Source organism: Roseisalinus antarcticus, assembly GCF_900172355.1.
Classification (GTDB): Bacteria; Pseudomonadota; Alphaproteobacteria; order Rhodobacterales; family Rhodobacteraceae; genus Oceanicola; species Oceanicola antarcticus_A.
In genome coordinates, this window is record NZ_FWFZ01000004.1 from 1 (window position 1) to 15,905 (window position 15,905).

Below are 15,905 nucleotides of genomic sequence, written 5' to 3' on the forward strand. Positions count from 1 at the left end.
GCTCGAATGGAACAACGGTAGATTTCGACATGTGGCATATCCCTTTCTCTTTGAGAATTGACGGCGCTTCAGCACCGCCATGATATGCCGCCCCTCAGGGGCCATCACCAACTTTCAACCATATCTCCTTTCTCGGCGGCGTGTCCGTTTCGCTTGATCAGGTCGAACGGTTCAGGGCGGCAATGGGCGAACCTCGCGGGTTCCAACGGAAACTGCTGACCTCAACAGCCCAGCGCCTTCTCTGCTTGGCTTCGCGTCAGACGGGCAAAAGCACGACCATTGCTTGCATCGCGTGGGACGCCTTTCTGCGTGGGCAGACGGTCCTAGTTGCTGCCCCGTCGCAGCGCCAAAGTATCGAGTTTCTAATGCGGGTGCGTGACTTCAAGGAGGCTGACCCCTTCGCGCCCACCGTCAATTTTCTCAAGACGGAAGTGAACGCGCCGAACCATCGCGGGCGCATCGTCTCTATCCCGGCAACCGACAATGCGAGGGGCTTTACCGCTGATCTATTGGTGCTTGAGGAAGCGGCTTACATGGACCTTGATGCCATCACGGCACTACTGCCGATGCGCAAGAAAGATACCGGGCGGCTGATCACCGTGTCCACGCCGAACCTGCGCGAGGGCTATTTCTATGATCGGTGGACGGAGCCGAACGACTACGAAAAGGTTTTGGGCCTCTACACCGAAATCCCAGAACTCGTCGATCTCGTTGAATTGGAACGTCAGGATATGTCGGACCTGACATTCCGCCGGGAATACCTTTGCGAGTTTGTCGGCTCCGGTGTCCCGCTGATCGGGCATGACGTGCTGGCCCGCGCAACCAACCCAGATGTAGGAGCATTGCGCCTGACATGAGTGATATGACCTTCCACAAGAACGGCACCGTAACGCTGCCATCGAACGCCGATCCCGCCGCCTACGGCACCTATGTTCAAGGCTGGCTGCGGCACAGCGTTGGCGTCGATCTGGGTCGCAATGATCCAACGGCCCTCGTCGTGATCCGGGATGAGTGCTACCCCGAGTTTACAGGTCGCGGCTTTGAGCAGCGTCTTGGACATCGCAGCCGAACGGTCGTCCATCATGAAACCGTCAAGATGACCGACTACATGGACATTGCGGATTTCCTTGTGAACCGCCTCACGCAGATTCCGCATTGGGATCTCGCTATTGACGCAAGCGGCCTCGGTGGCCCATTCAGCAGCACACTATCGCAAGCCGGTGTCGAACACTGGGCCGTCACCATGACCGCCGGGTCTTCGATCAACATCAAGGGCAAGACGGTCAACTGCTCGAAGAACGTGCTTCTGGAAAATATGGCGACCGGCCTTGAGACTGGCGACCTGACCATCGCGTCAGACCTTCCCGACCGGGGCTTGCTCGACCGTGAAATCGGGTCTTTCGAGTTGACCTCGACGTCTGCTGGCAATCTGACCCTCGCGGGCGGGGGCAAGGGCCACCATGCTGATCGCGCAATCGCGCTTGCGCTCGCCTACCTGAAAACCACACATCTCGAAAACCGCACAATGTCCTTCAGCAAGCTGCAAGGCTACTGGGGCTGACAGCGCGGCGCTGCTGAGGCTGTGGGTGGTGTCTGACTTTTTCACCTATGCTGACGCCTGCGCGTCGCTACAACGTGTCGCTGCCCCGCTTATTGCCATGCACGAAGCACTCGCTTCCCATTGTGAAATCGGGATAAAGTCGGTGCATTACCACAAGCACCGATGCGCGCGACCGCGTTTTTGAATTAGTTGACGGGTTCATTGCTGACCCAGCCGCCGGAACAACGGCGATAAACGATGCACGCGCTGGCTTACCGCCCGACGTTGTTGCGGACCTTGAAAGCGTCCTTGCCGACCGGCGCATCAGTTACCGGGACGGTGTGCTCATACAACTTGGTTATGGCTTGGCCGATGAAAACCTAGACCTGACACTTCGTCCCGAGGGGGGACGCGGTATGGCGCAGCAACTCGGTGTTTTCCTGTCGGAACGACACATCACTTCTGTCAAAGACGCCTACCAAAACATCGCGAAGAACACTGATCGCCTCGCGCGTGGGAATGTCGCAGAATTCGACCGCCTGCTGAACTGGGCCACTGGCGCGAGTCAAGGTGAAAGGGAAGCTGCTTTGAACTTCGCCTGCGCTGCCGTTGCCGCAACCGCCCGCCCAGTCTTACCAATGCCCGAATTGAATAGGAGCGCGCTCACTTTTGCCCGGACAACCGGCCTGCTGCTCGACCTCCTAGCCACTCCTTCCGGTGGGGCCTATGAACAGTTTGCTTTTGCAGCACTTCTGCACACCATGGTCGCAAGTCACGCGGCAGACCAAGTGCGAGTTGAGACAAAGAGCCTGAACGCGTCGGATCGTAGTTCGTTTGCCGCTGGCGACGTGCAGATCGCGACGGGTAGCCGGGTAATTGAGGCATTCGAGATCACAGCCAACAACTGGGCAACCAAGATCGACGGGGCGTCAAAAGCAATTCGGGACAACGATCTGTCTCGGCTTCACATCGTCGCAAATCGACCCGAAGGTGAGCGCGCAGCCGTTAGTGAACGCCTGAACCAACTGGCTGAGGATGTGGCGGTGCTCGATGTGCGACAGACAGTCGAGGTGATTACAGCGGTTCTGACGCGGCCTCAGCGGGCAGAGGCCTTGCTGCGCTTCTATGAGTATCTCGACAGGTATCAGCCGGACACGGAGCGGGTGAACGAACTGGTGCGGCGGCTTGTGGCAGCAAACCTAGTTGAGCGCACGGGCGACTGACGCACCTATCACCTCGGCCAATCGTGGAGGCACGGCGTTGCCGATTTGGGTGTATTGAGAACTGCGTGACCCAGCGAATTCCATTTCAGTCGGGAATGTCTGCAACATCGCGGATTCGAGAATCGTTATGCGTCGCCCACCTTCCAATTCGCCAGACCGGGGCTTGCCTCCATCCCACAGATGCTTGTGATAAGGAATCACCGCGTGCAATTCGTCGATGAAGTGAGTCTTGTTGCCACCGGCGGATGCGAGAATTGTTGGTGCCGGTAGATCGAGGTTGATCGCGCGTCCTCCGCCATTGAATAGTTGCCCTGCATAGGGGCTTGGGCGCAGGTCGGGTCTGCGAGCATAGACAATCTTCGACGGGTTCGAATATCCTTGTGTCTCGCCACGTCGCAGCACGGAGCCAGACGTGACATAGCGACCGGGCAAATGCGTGGGCGCTGGGAAGTCGATGCTACCTTTGAGCAACCCAATCAGAACAATTCTCATTCGCTTTTGCGGCACGCCGTAGTCAGCCGCGTTAATCAGGCGTGGCGGCAGAATCGTGTATCGGTCGGAAAACAGTGACAGGATTTCTGCCATGTATTCTCGATTGCGAGGGGCAAGTAACCCTGCGACGTTTTCCATGATGAAGGCGCGCGGCATGATGGTATTCACCGCCCGCGCGAACTCAGGGATCATGTCGCGGTTGTCTTTCGCCGCCAACCGCTTTCCTCCGTTCGAGAAGGGCTGACAAGGAGGCCCGCCTGCGACGAGATCGACGCCGCGCCACTGTCCGAAATCATAGCCTGCGATTGAACCCTCTACAGCCTCAGCATCTGGAAATGCCTTTCGGTAGGTCGCCATCGCGTCACGGTTTGTATCGAGGCCCATCACCGACAGGAACCCTGCGTTCTCAAGCCCGAGGGTCAACCCTCCGGCCCCACAAAACAGGTCGATGCTTGTTAGGCTCAAATCACTATCTCCCGCAAACATTTCAGGAACTTATAGTGTGAGGGTGAATCTCCCGTCAACACGCTTGCGCAACAATGACACGCTCGGAGTCTTGACTCAAGCCGACTGGCGATGTAAGCGGCTGATCGTTGGACAGGGCCTGTTCCGAATCTGTCCCCCAATCCGCTCACTGCTGATTGTCTGAAAGGAAGCCACCCTCCGGTGTCGGCTCCTTGTGGATTTCCGATGCCGATCAGCAGAAAGGAGCAGACATGCTCGATCAAAATAATTGCGGGATCGCAGATGAAGCCGCCGAGGCCGAACGCGAGACAGCGGCCTATCTGGCCCAGCGCAGGGTCGACTGGGAAGCGTGGGTTGAAGCGTTACCAACCAAAGATCAGCGTTACTTCCACCGCAACAAGGTGAAGCGGACGTATGAATCCGCGATGGTGCGTGCCGGGAAAGCCGCGCCGCCTTGGTTGACTACAGAGGACAAGAAGCAAATCCTCGCGATCTACGAGGCAGCAGAGGCGATGCACATGGCGACCGGCATCCCGCATGAGGTCGATCACATCGTTCAACTGTTCGGCAAGAACAAGGCTGGTGAACAGGTGATCTCTGGATTGCATGTGCCGTGGAACCTACGCGCCATTCCGAAGTCGCTGAACCGCAAGCGTGGCGATTGGTTTTTCATCGGAGACTTGGAGAACTGCGAGACCGCTGGAGACGCGTCTCTGGCCAGCTTCATTATCCATGACGATTATGACGAGATTCCCTTCTGAATCTGGCTTGATCGGGCCGTCTGTTGCGGTTAGACGGACGGTCGCGTAGCCCCATTAGCTCAGCTGGTAGAGCAGGTCCTTCGTAAGGACAAGGTCGGCGGTTCGAGTCCGTCATGGGGCACCATTGGCTACCTTGCCAAATCACCCACACATCGTGCATAATTGAGCGAACAAAGTAAGAACATGAGGCCGCGAGAATGATGCTATGACCGCATATGATCCAAGAGCAATAGCGAACCTCATGCTGGATGAGGCGGATCGGCGCGGATTCAAGATCAGCAACCTAGCTCTGCAAAAGCTGCTCTACTTCGCTCATGGCATCCATCTCAAGAAAGGCAAAGGTCCGCTTGTCTCTGGCTACTTCGAGGCGTGGCAGTATGGTCCCGTGCACCCTGCTGTCTATCGGGCGTTCAAACAGAACGGCTCAGAACCGATTGCAGTCCGCGCGGTGAAGCAAGACCCGCTTACAGGCCAGACCCGTGATTTGCCCAAACCCGACGACATAGCGGTCGTCGATCTTGTCTCCGATGTGGTGCGCCATTTCGGGCCAATGCCTGCTGGACGGCTTGTTGACCTCTCCCATGCAAAGGACTCGCCGTGGTCATTCGTGGTGGACAAATCGAGAACAGACGTTGCTTTTGGAATGCGGATACCGGATAATGTTATCCTAGACCGATTCCAACACCATAAGGTGTCCCTCAACGCAAGTCCTCGTGCAGGAGAACCGCCAAGTGACGATACGCCTATTACCTGACATCGACCTCGCTCGGATTGCGCCTCAGCCCGACGACATGAAGCGCTAGAGCTTAGAGCAGATGAAAGGTGGGCGTCCGCCGTTCTCCTATAATCCCCTGCGGTCCTGCTTCGATGATATTTTCAATATCCAGCCGGGTCTAGCTTTTGGGTCCGCATCGCCGACGCCTTGGTCGGTGATCGAAACTGAATTGGACAAGCGGTGCCGTTCCGAGATTGAGCGGGTCCACAACAAGCGCGTTGCGCGTGGCTTGCATGACTTCGCCGCATCCGGGCGCGTTATGGGCCGGAAACATGAATTCTTCCCACTGTCGATGGGAGTCGGACGCAAGGTGACATTCTGGTTGCCGATGATCCTTGCAATAGACGAGCAGGCACATGCGGTCTTCATCGAACCTCGCCGCGCCCGCGGCCTGAACGCTGCGGGGATGCGCTTCGCCTTCTCTATGATGCACGAGCGCATCCGGGCGGCTGACGAGGACTTTGCCGACGTGCGCCTTGGTATCGTGAAGTTTGCCGATCCTGATGGAGACCGTCGTGCGGCTCGACTGTTCACTGATACGGGTGTTGATCTTCATCCGCTCGACGAACTCGAAAAGATGGTCGCGTCGACCTACGAGATGTGGCGTGAAGTGCTTGAAGAGCGGGAACGTGCAGAACGTGGTCGGGCGACGGGCACTGGGCCACTGATCTAAGCCGCATCTGCAAATTCTCGAAACATTCTCGAAAACGAGATTCTCGAAAACACCTAAAGTCTTGATGACGTTATGAAAAAGATCGTGTAGAGCACTCATTACGAATGACGTGCTCTACCAGCTGAGCTACAGCGGCCACGCCGGGCTATTAGCACCGGCAAACCATACGGGAAAGGGATATTTTCCCGCTTTTCCTACCTCTCGCGCTCGGAGACCTCGGCGTCGACGACATCGGCATCCTCGGCCTCGACGGTCTTGTCCTCCAGCCGTCCGACGATCAGCGGAAGCATCTCGGTGCCGCGCGGCATGGCCACCTCGGATTCGGGCGGGCGCTTCCAGCTGAGCGTGTCGAAGCTCTTGCAGTTGGGGCAGACCGGCGCCCAGTCCTTGGTGATGTTGTGGCAATTGTCGCAGATCCACTGCGGCCCGCGCGGCGCGGTCAGAGCCTTGGCCAGCCAGCCGCGGACGACCGACTCGTCCTTGCCCTCGCCGCGCTCGATCGCCGCCATCAGGGTCAAGACACGGGCGGTCGGGTCTGTGTCGACCAGATCGCCCAGCGCACGGCGCGCCTCGGGGAATTGCTCGGCGGCGACGTGAAGCTCCGTCATCAGCATCTTCGATTCCGGGTGGTCCGCCTGCCGGCCGGTCAGCTCGCGGAACCGCTTGAGGCGCACCGTCGGGATCTCGTCCGGCTTGATCTCGGCAAAGGCCGCCGCGAGGTCGGGATGGGGGTGGCTGTCCCAGGCCTTCTTCAGGACCCGGGCCGCGGCGCGGGGGCTGCCCTGGTCGATATACGCCCGCGCCGCCATGACGGCTGCAGGAATCAGGTCGGGCGACAGCCGGTTGGCCTCGATCGCGCCATCGCGGGCGGCGCTTTCGTTGCCCTCGGCCATCTTCTCGCGCGCCTCGGACAGGGCCAGCACACCGTCGCGCCGCTTGTGCACGTCGCGCGGCATCGACCCGCTGCGCAGCTTGGCGCCGAGCGTCAGCCGCGCACCGGACCAATCCTCCTCGTCGGCCTGAAGCCGCAGGAGCGTGTCGGACACCTCGTCGTTCCGCGGCCGCAGGGCAAAGGCCTTCTCGGCCAGCTTCAGCGCGGTCTCGGTATCGCCGGCCTCCAGCTTCTGCTTCATCAGGCCGCGCACCCCGACAAAGCGGGTGCGGTCGTCGGTCAGCAGCGCCTTGTAGGTCTGTTCCGCCTTGCGCTTGTCGCCGGTCATCTCGGCGGCCTGGCTGGCCAGCAGGTTCGTCAGCTCTGGCCGTTCCAGATACTTGTTCGCCCGTTCCGCCTTGACCAGCGCAAGCTGACCGTCGCCGGAAGCCAGCGCCAGCATCCCGTCCGCCAGCGCGTCATAGCCCCGCCGTTCGCGGCTGCGTGAAAAGTATCGCGAGATCGCTGTCTCGTCCCCGTTCAGGAACTTGAACGTCGCGACCAGCAGGCCGACCAGCTTGAAGAACAGCCAGACCAGCACCACCAGCACAATGGCCGCGATGGTCATCTGCAGGGCGGTCAGCGTGATCTCGTAGCCGCCCATGGTGATGGTTGCGCCTGCTTGGACCTCAAGCAGAAGGATAGCACCCCAGGTCAGCGCCATGACGGCGGCAACGAAGGCCAGGATTTTGATCAGGGACCAGAGCATCTATTCCGCCTCAGTTCGCCGTAAGCATTTGGGTGAGCGTATCGACAGCGGCCAGCGCCTCGACACGGGTGGTTGCGGCCTCGGTCCAGCCGGACAGGGCCTCTTTCGCCCCATCGGGCAGGGTCTCGATCTCGGCAAGCGCGTCCTGCAGACGCCCCTCCGCCACCGCGGCCTCGGCCCGGGAGAGGACCGCATCGGCGCTGTCGCCTTCGCGCGGCTCGACCGAGCGGACATTGAACTGACGCTGGAAGAAGCCGCCCATGCCGCCGCCCTCGTTTTCCGAGCGCACCGTGGCAAGCGCCTCGCGGGCGGCGTCGGGGAACTCGGCGCGCAGGGTCGCCACGCTCGGCACGCCGCCGTCGGCATTCGCGGCCAGGACCTCGGGCGCCTCGGCGGCGCCGATCTGCACGAAGGTCTCCATCGCGTCGGCATAGGGCACGCCGCTCTCGACGCCGGACCGGATGCCGGACAGGGCCGCGCGGGCCTCGGCGGCGGTCGCGGCCGCTTCTGACTGGGTCTCGACCGCGGCGGCCTCGGCGCGCACTGCCGCGAGACCGTCGGTGATTTCCGCCCGCAGCTCTTCGAAGCCGTCTTCGACGCTCGAGACGCGCGAGGTCAGATCGTCCACCGCCTGGGCCGTCTCTTCGCGCAGGCCCGCGATTTCGCGCTCATAGGCGTCGATGGCCTCCGTCGACAGGCTGCCGTCGGCCTCGGGGCGCTGTTCGAGATTGGTCAGCCGATCCTCGAAGCCCGAGACGTCTTCGCCCAGCGCGTCGATCGACGCGGTGAGGTCATCGCGCAGACCCGCGACGCTGCCACTGGCCTCGGCCGCGGCGGTCGAGGCGGCCTCCACCTCCGATTGCAGCGGGCCGATGTCGGGGCCGTCGGCAAGATCGGCCGTTGTGCCCTCGAGGTTGGACAGACGGGATTGCAGCTCGGCGATGGTCGCGTCCCGCGCGGCAAGCTCGGCGGCGACGTCGGTGCCGCCCCCGCCCTGTTGGTCCTGCACGAAGGCAAGGCCATAGCCGATCGCCCCGGCGACCACCCCGCCCAGCACCAGCGGCAGGAAGCCGCCGCGCTTGGCCGGTGGCGCAGAGGCCGACGCGGGCGGCGGTGCCGGGCTGGCTACGGGCGCGGGGTCGAGGATCGGCGGGGCGCTCGATTCAGGCGTCGTCGCCGGCTCGGGGTCCGGCGGTGTCTGGGGTGTCTCGGCAAGGGACGGCTCGGCCAGCGTCATGTCGACGGCCTCCGGCGGCGCCTTGTCGGTTTGTTTCCCGGCAGTTTCCGGTATCTCTTCCTTCGCCACGTCCGCGACCTCTCCCAATATTTCGGCCCGGCCCGGACCTTTGACGCAGCCTAGCCCGCACGACCGAGGGTCTCAAGCGGCGCCGTGCCCGTCCATTGTCGCCACCAGCGTCGCGCAGGTCAACGCGGCCATTGCGGCGCCGTCCGGCCGGTCAGCGATCACGCATTGGGCACAGATGAGTCCGGAGAGCGCCTCGGCGGCCGCCCGGCTGATGCAGATCGCGTGGATCGAGGCGGCGAACGGGCCCGCATCGGCGAAGATTTCCGCGGTCCGGGGCGAAAAGAGCGGGACGACGACGGGCGCCGTGCCCGCGAGCGCCGCCTGCGCCTCGGGGGTCGGGGGCACGGCGATCTGGTCGTAGGCCACCCGTTCCACCGTCTCCAGCCCGGCGGCCGTAAGCCGCGCCGCAAGGTCCCCGCGGCTGTGCCGGCCCCGAAGGTGGAGCAGCGGCAGGGGCGGCGCGGCCCCGATGAGCCTTGCATAGAGCGCGTCCGCGTCGCCCCCGGCAGAGGCCGCGTCAAACCCCCCCTCGGTCGCCGCCTCGGCCGTCCGGTCGCCGACGCACCAGGCTGGCGTCCCGGCCGCCACCCCGAGCCTTGCCGCCGCCTCCGCGCCCTGGGCCGAGGTCAGGACCAGCCCGCCGATCTGCGCCGGCAGGCTTACCCCCAGCGGCACGATGCCCAGAAGCGGCGACAGGATCCTGGGGACCGGTCGGCCCACAAGATCCACGACATCGGCGCCGAATCGCAGGGACGCGGCGGAGGGGCGGGTCAGAAGCAGGATCGGCTCGGCGGTCATCGGCAACCCATTGTCGCGACAGGGGGCGAGTGTTACTCGGGTCTGCCCCAAGAGCAACCGCGCCCCATGCAGACCGACCCGCTGATCCTCGGTATCGAATCAAGCTGCGACGACACCGCCGCTGCGGTGCTGCGCGGCCGCGAGATCCTGTCGAACGTCGTTCTGGGCCAGACCGACCTGCACGCGGCCTTCGGCGGGGTCGTGCCCGAGATCGCCGCCCGCGCCCATGCCGAGAAGGTCGACATCGGCGTCGAACAGGCGCTGGCGGAGGCCGGCGTGCCGCTGTCGGCGATCGACGCCATCGCCGTCACCGCCGGGCCCGGACTGATCGGCGGCGTGCTGGCTGGGGTCATGTGCGCCAAGGGCCTGGCGGCGGCGACCGGCAAGCCGCTGATCGGGGTCAACCACCTGGCCGGCCATGCACTGACGCCCCGGCTGACCGACGATGTGCCCTTTCCCTACCTGCTGCTGCTGGTGTCGGGGGGCCATTGCCAGTTTCTGCTGGTGCGCGGACCCGAGGCCTTCACCCGGCTCGGCGGCACGATCGACGACGCGCCGGGCGAGGCTTTCGACAAGACCGCCCGCCTGCTCGCCCTGCCCCAGCCCGGCGGCCCGCAGGTGGAGCGTTGCGCCCGGGCGGGCGACCCCGGGCGGTTCCGTCTGCCCCGACCGCTGCTGGATCGCCCGGGGTGCGACATGAGCTTTTCCGGCCTCAAGACCGCGCTGCTGCGGACCCGCGACGCGGTGATCGCGGAGAAAGGCGGGCTGACCGAACGGGACCGGGCCGACCTTTGCGCCGGGTTCCAGGCCGCCGTCACCGACATCCTGGCCGAGAAGAGCCGCCGCGCCATCGCCCTCTACGACGCAGAGCGCCCCGCCATCCGCACCCTCGCCGTCGCCGGCGGGGTCGCGGCGAACGGCCCGATCCGCGCGGCGTTGCAGACGCTTTGCGCCGGAACAGAGACGCATTTCGTCGCCCCGCCGCTCGCGCTTTGCACCGACAATGCCGCGATGATCGCCTATGCCGGGGGCGAACGCCTGCGGCTGGGACATCGCGACGGGATGACGCTCGCCGCCCGGCCGCGCTGGCCGCTGGACGACCGGGCGCCGGCGCTGCTCGGCTCCGGCAAGAAGGGGGCCAAGGCATGATCGCCGTCGCCGGGGCCGGCGCCTTCGGGACCGCGCTGGCCATATCGCTCGCCTCGAACGGCCCGGTCACGCTCTGGGCGCGTGACGCGGCGGCGTCGGCCCGGATGCGTGAGCGCCGGGAGACCGCCTATCTGCCAGGCGTCACGCTGCCCGCCGGCATCGACATCACCGCCGAGATGGCCGCCGTCGCTCTTGCCGATACCGTCCTGCTCGCCATGCCCGCGCAGACGATCCGGGGCTTCCTGGAGGCCAACCGCGACGCCCTCGACGGCAAGGCGCTGGTGGCCTGCTGCAAGGGCATCGACCTTGCGACGCTGACGGGCGCGGCCAGCACAATCGGCGCCATCCTGCCGGGGGCCACCCCGGCGATCCTCACCGGGCCGAGCTTTGCCGCCGACATTGCCCGGGGCCTGCCCACCGCCCTGACCATCGCCTGCGCCGACGAAGGGGCGGGCCACCGGCTGCAACGCGACCTGACGACCGGCAACCTGCGGCTCTATCGCACCACCGATACGCTGGGCGCGGAACTGGGCGGGGCGCTGAAGAACGTCATCGCCATCGCCAGCGGCGCCTGCATCGGAAAGGGCTACGGGGCCAGCGCCCGGGCCGCCCTGATGACCCGTGGCTTCGCCGAGATGCAGCGCCTCGCCGCCCATCTGGGCGCCGATCCCGCCACGCTCATGGGGCTTTCGGGCTTTGGTGACCTGACGCTGACCTGCACCTCGGATCTGTCGCGCAACTACCGCTTCGGCCTGGCCCTGGGGCGGGGGGAGGCGTTCGACGCCGGCGCCACCGTCGAGGGCGTCAGGACGGCCGAGGCCGTCGCCCACCTTGCCCGCCGCGAGGGGGTCGACATGCCGATCACGACGCTGGTGGCGGAGGTGGTGGGCGGGCGGATCGAGGTCGCCGCCGGCCTCGGCCAGCTTCTTTCGCGTCCACTCAAGGAGGAATGATGCGCTATTGGCTCTTCAAATCCGAACCCTCGGCCTGGGGCTGGGACGATCAGGTCGCGCGCGGGGACGCGGGCGAGGAATGGAACGGCGTCCGCAACTACCAGGCCCGCAATTTCATGCGCGAGATGGCGGTGGGCGACCGGGGCTTCTTCTACCATTCGCAAAAGGAAAAATCGGTGGTCGGCATCGTCGAGGTCATCGCCGCCTCGCATCCCGACAGCACCACCGACGACCCGCGCTGGGATTGCGTGGACATCAAGGCAGTGCGGCCGTTCACCCGCCCCGTCACCCTGGACGCGATCAAGGCCGAGGCTGCGCTGGGCGACATGGTCCTGGTGCGCAACACGCGCCTGTCCGTTCAGCCCGTGGCCGAGGCGGAATGGCGCAGGATCTGTGAAATTGGGGAGACAGGTCCCGATTGATGCGACATTGTGACGCTCAAACATGGAGTGTCCGATGGGTTTTCTGAACGTGATCGTCGCAGCCTTCGCGGGCTTTGCCTTCGGGGCGCTGTGGTACGGGCTGCTGTCGGGGCCCTGGATGGCGGCGGCCAACGTGCCGACGAACGCCAAGGGTCAGCCCGCCAACGCGTCCACCCCGGTGCCCTATGTGCTGTCCTTCGTCTGTATCCTGATCGTCGCGGGCATGATGCGGCACATCTTTGCGCTGTCCGCCATCGACACACTCGGCGAGGGCCTGGTCGCGGGTTTCGGCATCGGGGCCTTCTTCATCAGCCCCTGGATAGTCCTGAACAACGGCTACGCCATGCGCCCGATGAAGCTGTCGTTGATCGACAGCGGCTATGCCACCTTCGGATGCACCATCGTCGGGCTGGTTCTGACGCTGTTCTGAGGCCTGGCTTGATGGCACGGCGCCGGAGAGCCATGAGGGTCCGGGGACGCTTTCCCACAAGCGTCCCCGCTCACCCCCGAAGGTCTTCTCCTTTTCCCACTCGTCCGGTCCATCCGCTCGATCCAGGAAGACGTGGTGATTTGAGCTGCACCGATCTGGCCCGCCAAAGCAAACCCGAAATGCGCGGTATTCGACTCAGATTGACTCGGACCCTCAGCCGTAGATCGACTCTCTGCCGAAATGCTTGGTCAGCATGTAATAAACCACGGGGCGATACTTGTTCCGCTCCGACTTGCCGTAGGTCTCGATCACCTGGTTGATGGCATCCATCAGCTCGGGCCCGTCCGAGAGGCCCAGTTTCTTGACGAGGAAGTTGTTCTTGACGGTTTCGAGCTCTTTCGGCTGGCTTCCGGCGACCGTCGCGGCATCGGCATCATAGATCGAGGGGCCGCACCCGATCGTGACCTTTCGCAGCAGGTCCATGTCCGGCTCCATCCCGCATTTGGTCCGAAGATCCTCGGCGTATTGAAGGATAAGGTCGTCTCTCTTGCCCATGATCTGGCCTCCCAGCCCTGTGTGCGGCGCCCCTGGCGCCTTCCCGCTAGCGGGATGTTAGTGTCACGAAACATTGAAGGTCAAAAGGAAACCGGCGGCGCCCCGTTCAGGGTGGCGCCGCCGGTGCCGGCCCCGACTGTGCGGCGGGACCGGGGTCACGGGGGTCAGTAGCGGTAGTGCTCGGGCTTGAACGGGCCTTCGGGCGTGACGCCGATATAGGCGGCCTGCTCGGGGTTCAGCTCGGTGAGCTTCACACCGATCCGAGCAAGGTGCAGCCGCGCGACCTTTTCATCGAGATGCTTGGGCAGGATGTAGACCTGGTTGGAATATTCCGCGCCCTTGGTCCACAGCTCGATCTGCGCCAGCACCTGGTTGGTGAACGACGCGGACATCACGAAGGACGGGTGGCCGGTGGCGTTGCCGAGGTTCAGCAGGCGGCCTTCGGACAGCAGGATGATGCGATTGCCGGACGGCATCTCGATCATGTCCACCTGTTCCTTGATGTTGGTCCACTTGTGGTTCTTGAGGGCCGCCACCTGGATCTCGTTGTCGAAATGGCCAATGTTGCCGACGATCGCCATGTCCTTCATCTGGCGCATGTGATCAATGCGGACGACGTCCTTGTTGCCGGTGGTGGTGATGAAGATGTCGGCCGTGTCGATCACGTCCTCCAGCACCACGACCTCGAACCCGTCCATCGCCGCCTGAAGCGCACAGATCGGATCGACCTCGGTCACCTTGACGCGAGCGCCCGCGCCGCGCAGCGAGGCCGCCGATCCCTTGCCCACATCGCCATAGCCGCAGACCACCGCGACCTTGCCGGCCATCATCGTGTCGGTGGCGCGGCGGATCCCGTCGACCAGGCTTTCCTTGCAGCCGTACTTGTTGTCGAACTTCGACTTGGTCACGCTGTCGTTGACGTTGATCGCGGGGAACGGCAGCTGACCATCGCGCACAAGCTCATACAGGCGATGCACGCCGGTCGTCGTCTCCTCGGACACGCCCTTGATCTGGTCGCGCATCCTGGTGAACCAGCCCGGGCTTTCGGCCATCCGCTTCTTGATCTGGGCCTTGATGACCTCTTCCTCTTCCGACGTCGGGACAGAGATCATGTCTTCGCCCGCCTCCATCCGCGCCCCGAAAAGAACGTAGAGCGTCGCGTCGCCGCCATCGTCGAGGATCATGTTCGGCCCGTCCGTGAACTGGAACGAGCGGTCGAGGTAGTCCCAATGCTCGGCCAGCGACTGGCCCTTGATCGCGAAGACCGGGATGCCGGCGTCGGCGATCACCGCCGCCGCGTGATCCTGGGTGGAGAAGATGTTGCACGACGCCCAGCGGACGTCGGCGCCCAGCGCGACCAGCGTCTCGATCAGCGCGGCGGTCTGGATCGTCATGTGCAGCGAGCCGACGATCCGGGCGCCTTTCAGCGGCTTGCTCTCGCCGTATTCCTCGCGCAGCGCCATCAGCCCCGGCATCTCCGTTTCGGCGATGTCGAGCTCCTTGCGGCCGTAGCCCGCAAGGGCGATGTCCTTGACGATGTAATCCTTTGCCATTCCGGCGCTCCTGACACTGTATCTCTGGTTGCGACGGGCCTTAGCAGGATGGCCCTACCAGAACAACAATCACTGTCAGCCCTCGACCCCGGCGGGCTGCAGACCCTCGGCCCCGTCGTCGAGCCAGACCTCGCCCGCCGCCATCACGCAGGACACGCCGTTCGGAAAGGTCTACAGGATCGTCCAGCTGCCGCCGTCCTCGTTTCTGAACACTTCGAAGATGCTCGACTCCTGTCGCATGCCCCGCCCCGGAAGCTCTTCGGAGTAGCTTTCGGCCAGGGGGCTCACCAGCACCTCGCGCGGAAGACAGAGGTTGTTCTGCGCAAGGGCCGGAGTGGACAGGGCCAGCCCCATGGCCGCGGCCGTCATCATCGTCCTGGTTGCCATTCTCGTCTCCCCGGGGTCTGGGGCGGGCCGGCGGCCCGCTGGTTGCTTGGCCTCCCTCGACATGTGGTGAATAAACGCAGGATCCGGTCACGCGGGCGCCTGTTGGCGCTCACATCGGACCGCAAGCGCAAGAATGCACATCAGTTGGGCGGTTTGCCTCGGAGTTGATCGACATGAAGCAGCCACGCGCCTGGCAAAGGATGCTCTCGGGCCGCAGGCTCGACCTGCTGGACCCGACGCCGGTGGACATAGAGATCGAGGACATCGCCCATGGCCTCGCCTTCGTCGCCCGCTGGAACGGCCAGACTCAGGGCGATTACGCCTATTCCGTCGCGGAACATTCCCTGCTGGTCGAAGAGATCTTCGGCCGCCAGGTGCCCGGCGCCCCGGTGAAATGGCGGCTGGCCGCGCTGCTGCACGATGCGCCGGAATACGTGATCGGCGACATGATCTCGCCGGTGAAGGCCGCCGTCGGGCCCGGCTACGGCGCACTCGACGATCGTCTGATGGCGGCGATCCACCTGCGCTTCGGCCTGCCGTCGGAGGTGCCGAAAACGGTCAAGCGGCAGATCAAGCGGGCGGACAAGGTCTCCGCCTGGCTCGAGGCGACCCGCATCGCCGGATTCTCGGAGGCGGAGGCGACCCGTTTCTTCGGCCGGCCCGAGACTGCATTGATCGAATCCTGCCGGATCCGCCTGCGCCCGCCGCTCCAGGTACGCGCCGACTATACCGGCCGCCACGCGGCGTTGATGGCAGCGCTCTAGGCCCGGGGGCCGCCGCCCC

The 15,905-nt window shown here is 64.1% G+C and carries 18 protein-coding genes and 1 tRNA gene; 12 read left to right on the forward strand and 7 right to left on the reverse strand.

What is annotated here, in order from left to right; all coding sequences use genetic code 11:
* Window positions 1–182 precede the first annotated feature (182 nt).
* From ROA7023_RS05040 to ROA7023_RS05050, 3 genes are all read left to right on the forward strand, one after another.
* On the forward strand, window positions 183–857 hold the full coding sequence (locus ROA7023_RS05040) for a terminase large subunit (RefSeq protein ID WP_085877933.1): 675 nt from the start codon (window positions 183–185) through the stop codon (window positions 855–857).
* The gene (locus ROA7023_RS05045) at window positions 854–1,561 is read left to right on the forward strand and encodes a hypothetical protein (RefSeq protein WP_143535447.1); all 708 of its coding nucleotides are present in this window, start codon (window positions 854–856) and stop codon (window positions 1,559–1,561) included. Before ROA7023_RS05040 ends, ROA7023_RS05045 begins: the two co-directional genes overlap by 4 nt.
* A 395-nt stretch (window positions 1,562–1,956) precedes the next feature.
* A complete protein-coding gene (locus ROA7023_RS05050; protein ID WP_085877935.1) occupies window positions 1,957–2,763 on the forward strand; it encodes a hypothetical protein in 807 nt (268 codons plus the stop codon).
* Here the strand turns inward: ROA7023_RS05050 and ROA7023_RS05055 are convergent.
* A complete protein-coding gene (locus tag ROA7023_RS05055) occupies window positions 2,740–3,741 on the reverse strand; it encodes a DNA cytosine methyltransferase (protein WP_085877936.1) in 1,002 nt (333 codons plus the stop codon). The genes ROA7023_RS05050 and ROA7023_RS05055 overlap by 24 nt on opposite strands.
* 230 nt (window positions 3,742–3,971) lie before the next feature.
* Here ROA7023_RS05055 and ROA7023_RS05060 point away from each other — a divergent pair, with 230 nt between their 5' ends.
* From ROA7023_RS05060 to socB, 4 genes are all read left to right on the forward strand, one after another.
* Window positions 3,972–4,481 (forward strand): hypothetical protein, encoded by a 510-nt coding sequence (locus ROA7023_RS05060; protein ID WP_085877937.1) that lies wholly within the window; start codon window positions 3,972–3,974, stop codon window positions 4,479–4,481.
* A gap of 48 nt (window positions 4,482–4,529) precedes the next feature.
* Window positions 4,530–4,605: transfer RNA gene (locus ROA7023_RS05065), tRNA-Thr, on the forward strand.
* Between the two features lie 81 nt (window positions 4,606–4,686).
* On the forward strand, window positions 4,687–5,235 hold the full coding sequence (gene socA / locus ROA7023_RS05070) for a type VI toxin-antitoxin system SocA family antitoxin (protein ID WP_085877938.1): 549 nt from the start codon (window positions 4,687–4,689) through the stop codon (window positions 5,233–5,235).
* Window positions 5,236–5,296: 61 nt separating this feature from the next.
* Window positions 5,297–5,929, forward strand: coding sequence for a type VI toxin-antitoxin system SocB family DNA replication inhibitor toxin (gene socB, locus ROA7023_RS05075; RefSeq protein WP_085877939.1), 633 nt, complete (start codon window positions 5,297–5,299; stop codon window positions 5,927–5,929).
* A gap of 194 nt (window positions 5,930–6,123) precedes the next feature.
* Here the strand turns inward: socB and ROA7023_RS05080 are convergent, their stop codons facing one another.
* Genes ROA7023_RS05080 through ROA7023_RS05090 form a run of 3 tightly spaced genes read right to left on the reverse strand, consistent with a single transcriptional unit; the run spans window position 6,124 to window position 9,673 of the window.
* Window positions 6,124–7,569 carry a heme biosynthesis protein HemY gene (locus ROA7023_RS05080; protein WP_085877940.1) on the reverse strand — a complete coding sequence of 482 codons (1,446 nt, stop codon included), beginning with the start codon at window positions 7,567–7,569 and terminating at the stop codon, window positions 6,124–6,126.
* Between the two features lie 10 nt (window positions 7,570–7,579).
* Window positions 7,580–8,893, reverse strand: a complete 1,314-nt coding sequence (locus ROA7023_RS05085; RefSeq protein WP_085877941.1) for a COG4223 family protein — start codon at window positions 8,891–8,893, stop codon at window positions 7,580–7,582.
* A 54-nt stretch (window positions 8,894–8,947) separates the two neighbouring features.
* A complete protein-coding gene (locus tag ROA7023_RS05090; RefSeq protein ID WP_085877942.1) occupies window positions 8,948–9,673 on the reverse strand; it encodes a uroporphyrinogen-III synthase in 726 nt (241 codons plus the stop codon).
* A gap of 66 nt (window positions 9,674–9,739) precedes the next feature.
* Here ROA7023_RS05090 and tsaD point away from each other — a divergent pair, with 66 nt between their 5' ends.
* The 4 genes from tsaD to ROA7023_RS05110 are packed head-to-tail and all read left to right on the forward strand — an operon-like array spanning window position 9,740 to window position 12,627.
* Window positions 9,740–10,822 carry a tRNA (adenosine(37)-N6)-threonylcarbamoyltransferase complex transferase subunit TsaD gene (gene tsaD, locus ROA7023_RS05095; RefSeq protein WP_085877943.1) on the forward strand — a complete coding sequence of 361 codons (1,083 nt, stop codon included), beginning with the start codon at window positions 9,740–9,742 and terminating at the stop codon, window positions 10,820–10,822.
* On the forward strand, window positions 10,819–11,775 hold the full coding sequence (locus ROA7023_RS05100) for an NAD(P)H-dependent glycerol-3-phosphate dehydrogenase (RefSeq protein ID WP_085877944.1): 957 nt from the start codon (window positions 10,819–10,821) through the stop codon (window positions 11,773–11,775). Before tsaD ends, ROA7023_RS05100 begins: the two co-directional genes overlap by 4 nt.
* Window positions 11,775–12,197 (forward strand): EVE domain-containing protein, encoded by a 423-nt coding sequence (locus tag ROA7023_RS05105; protein ID WP_085877945.1) that lies wholly within the window; start codon window positions 11,775–11,777, stop codon window positions 12,195–12,197. Before ROA7023_RS05100 ends, ROA7023_RS05105 begins: the two co-directional genes overlap by 1 nt.
* Window positions 12,198–12,231: 34 nt before the next feature.
* Window positions 12,232–12,627, forward strand: coding sequence for a DUF1761 domain-containing protein (locus ROA7023_RS05110; protein WP_085877946.1), 396 nt, complete (start codon window positions 12,232–12,234; stop codon window positions 12,625–12,627).
* Between the two features lie 213 nt (window positions 12,628–12,840).
* On the opposite strand, the gene ROA7023_RS05115 is transcribed toward ROA7023_RS05110, so the two are convergent.
* The 3 genes from ROA7023_RS05115 to ROA7023_RS05125 form a co-directional block, all read right to left on the reverse strand.
* The gene (locus tag ROA7023_RS05115) at window positions 12,841–13,182 is read right to left on the reverse strand and encodes a DUF2853 family protein (protein WP_085877947.1); all 342 of its coding nucleotides are present in this window, start codon (window positions 13,180–13,182) and stop codon (window positions 12,841–12,843) included.
* Between the two features lie 164 nt (window positions 13,183–13,346).
* A complete protein-coding gene (gene ahcY, locus ROA7023_RS05120) occupies window positions 13,347–14,735 on the reverse strand; it encodes an adenosylhomocysteinase (protein WP_085877948.1) in 1,389 nt (462 codons plus the stop codon).
* Between the two features lie 171 nt (window positions 14,736–14,906).
* Complete coding sequence (locus tag ROA7023_RS05125) at window positions 14,907–15,122, reverse strand: hypothetical protein (protein ID WP_143535449.1); 216 nt, start codon at window positions 15,120–15,122, stop codon at window positions 14,907–14,909.
* A 173-nt stretch (window positions 15,123–15,295) separates the two neighbouring features.
* Between ROA7023_RS05125 and ROA7023_RS05130 the strand changes: the two genes are divergently transcribed.
* On the forward strand, window positions 15,296–15,886 hold the full coding sequence (locus ROA7023_RS05130; RefSeq protein WP_085878150.1) for an HD domain-containing protein: 591 nt from the start codon (window positions 15,296–15,298) through the stop codon (window positions 15,884–15,886).
* Window positions 15,887–15,905 lie beyond the last annotated feature (19 nt).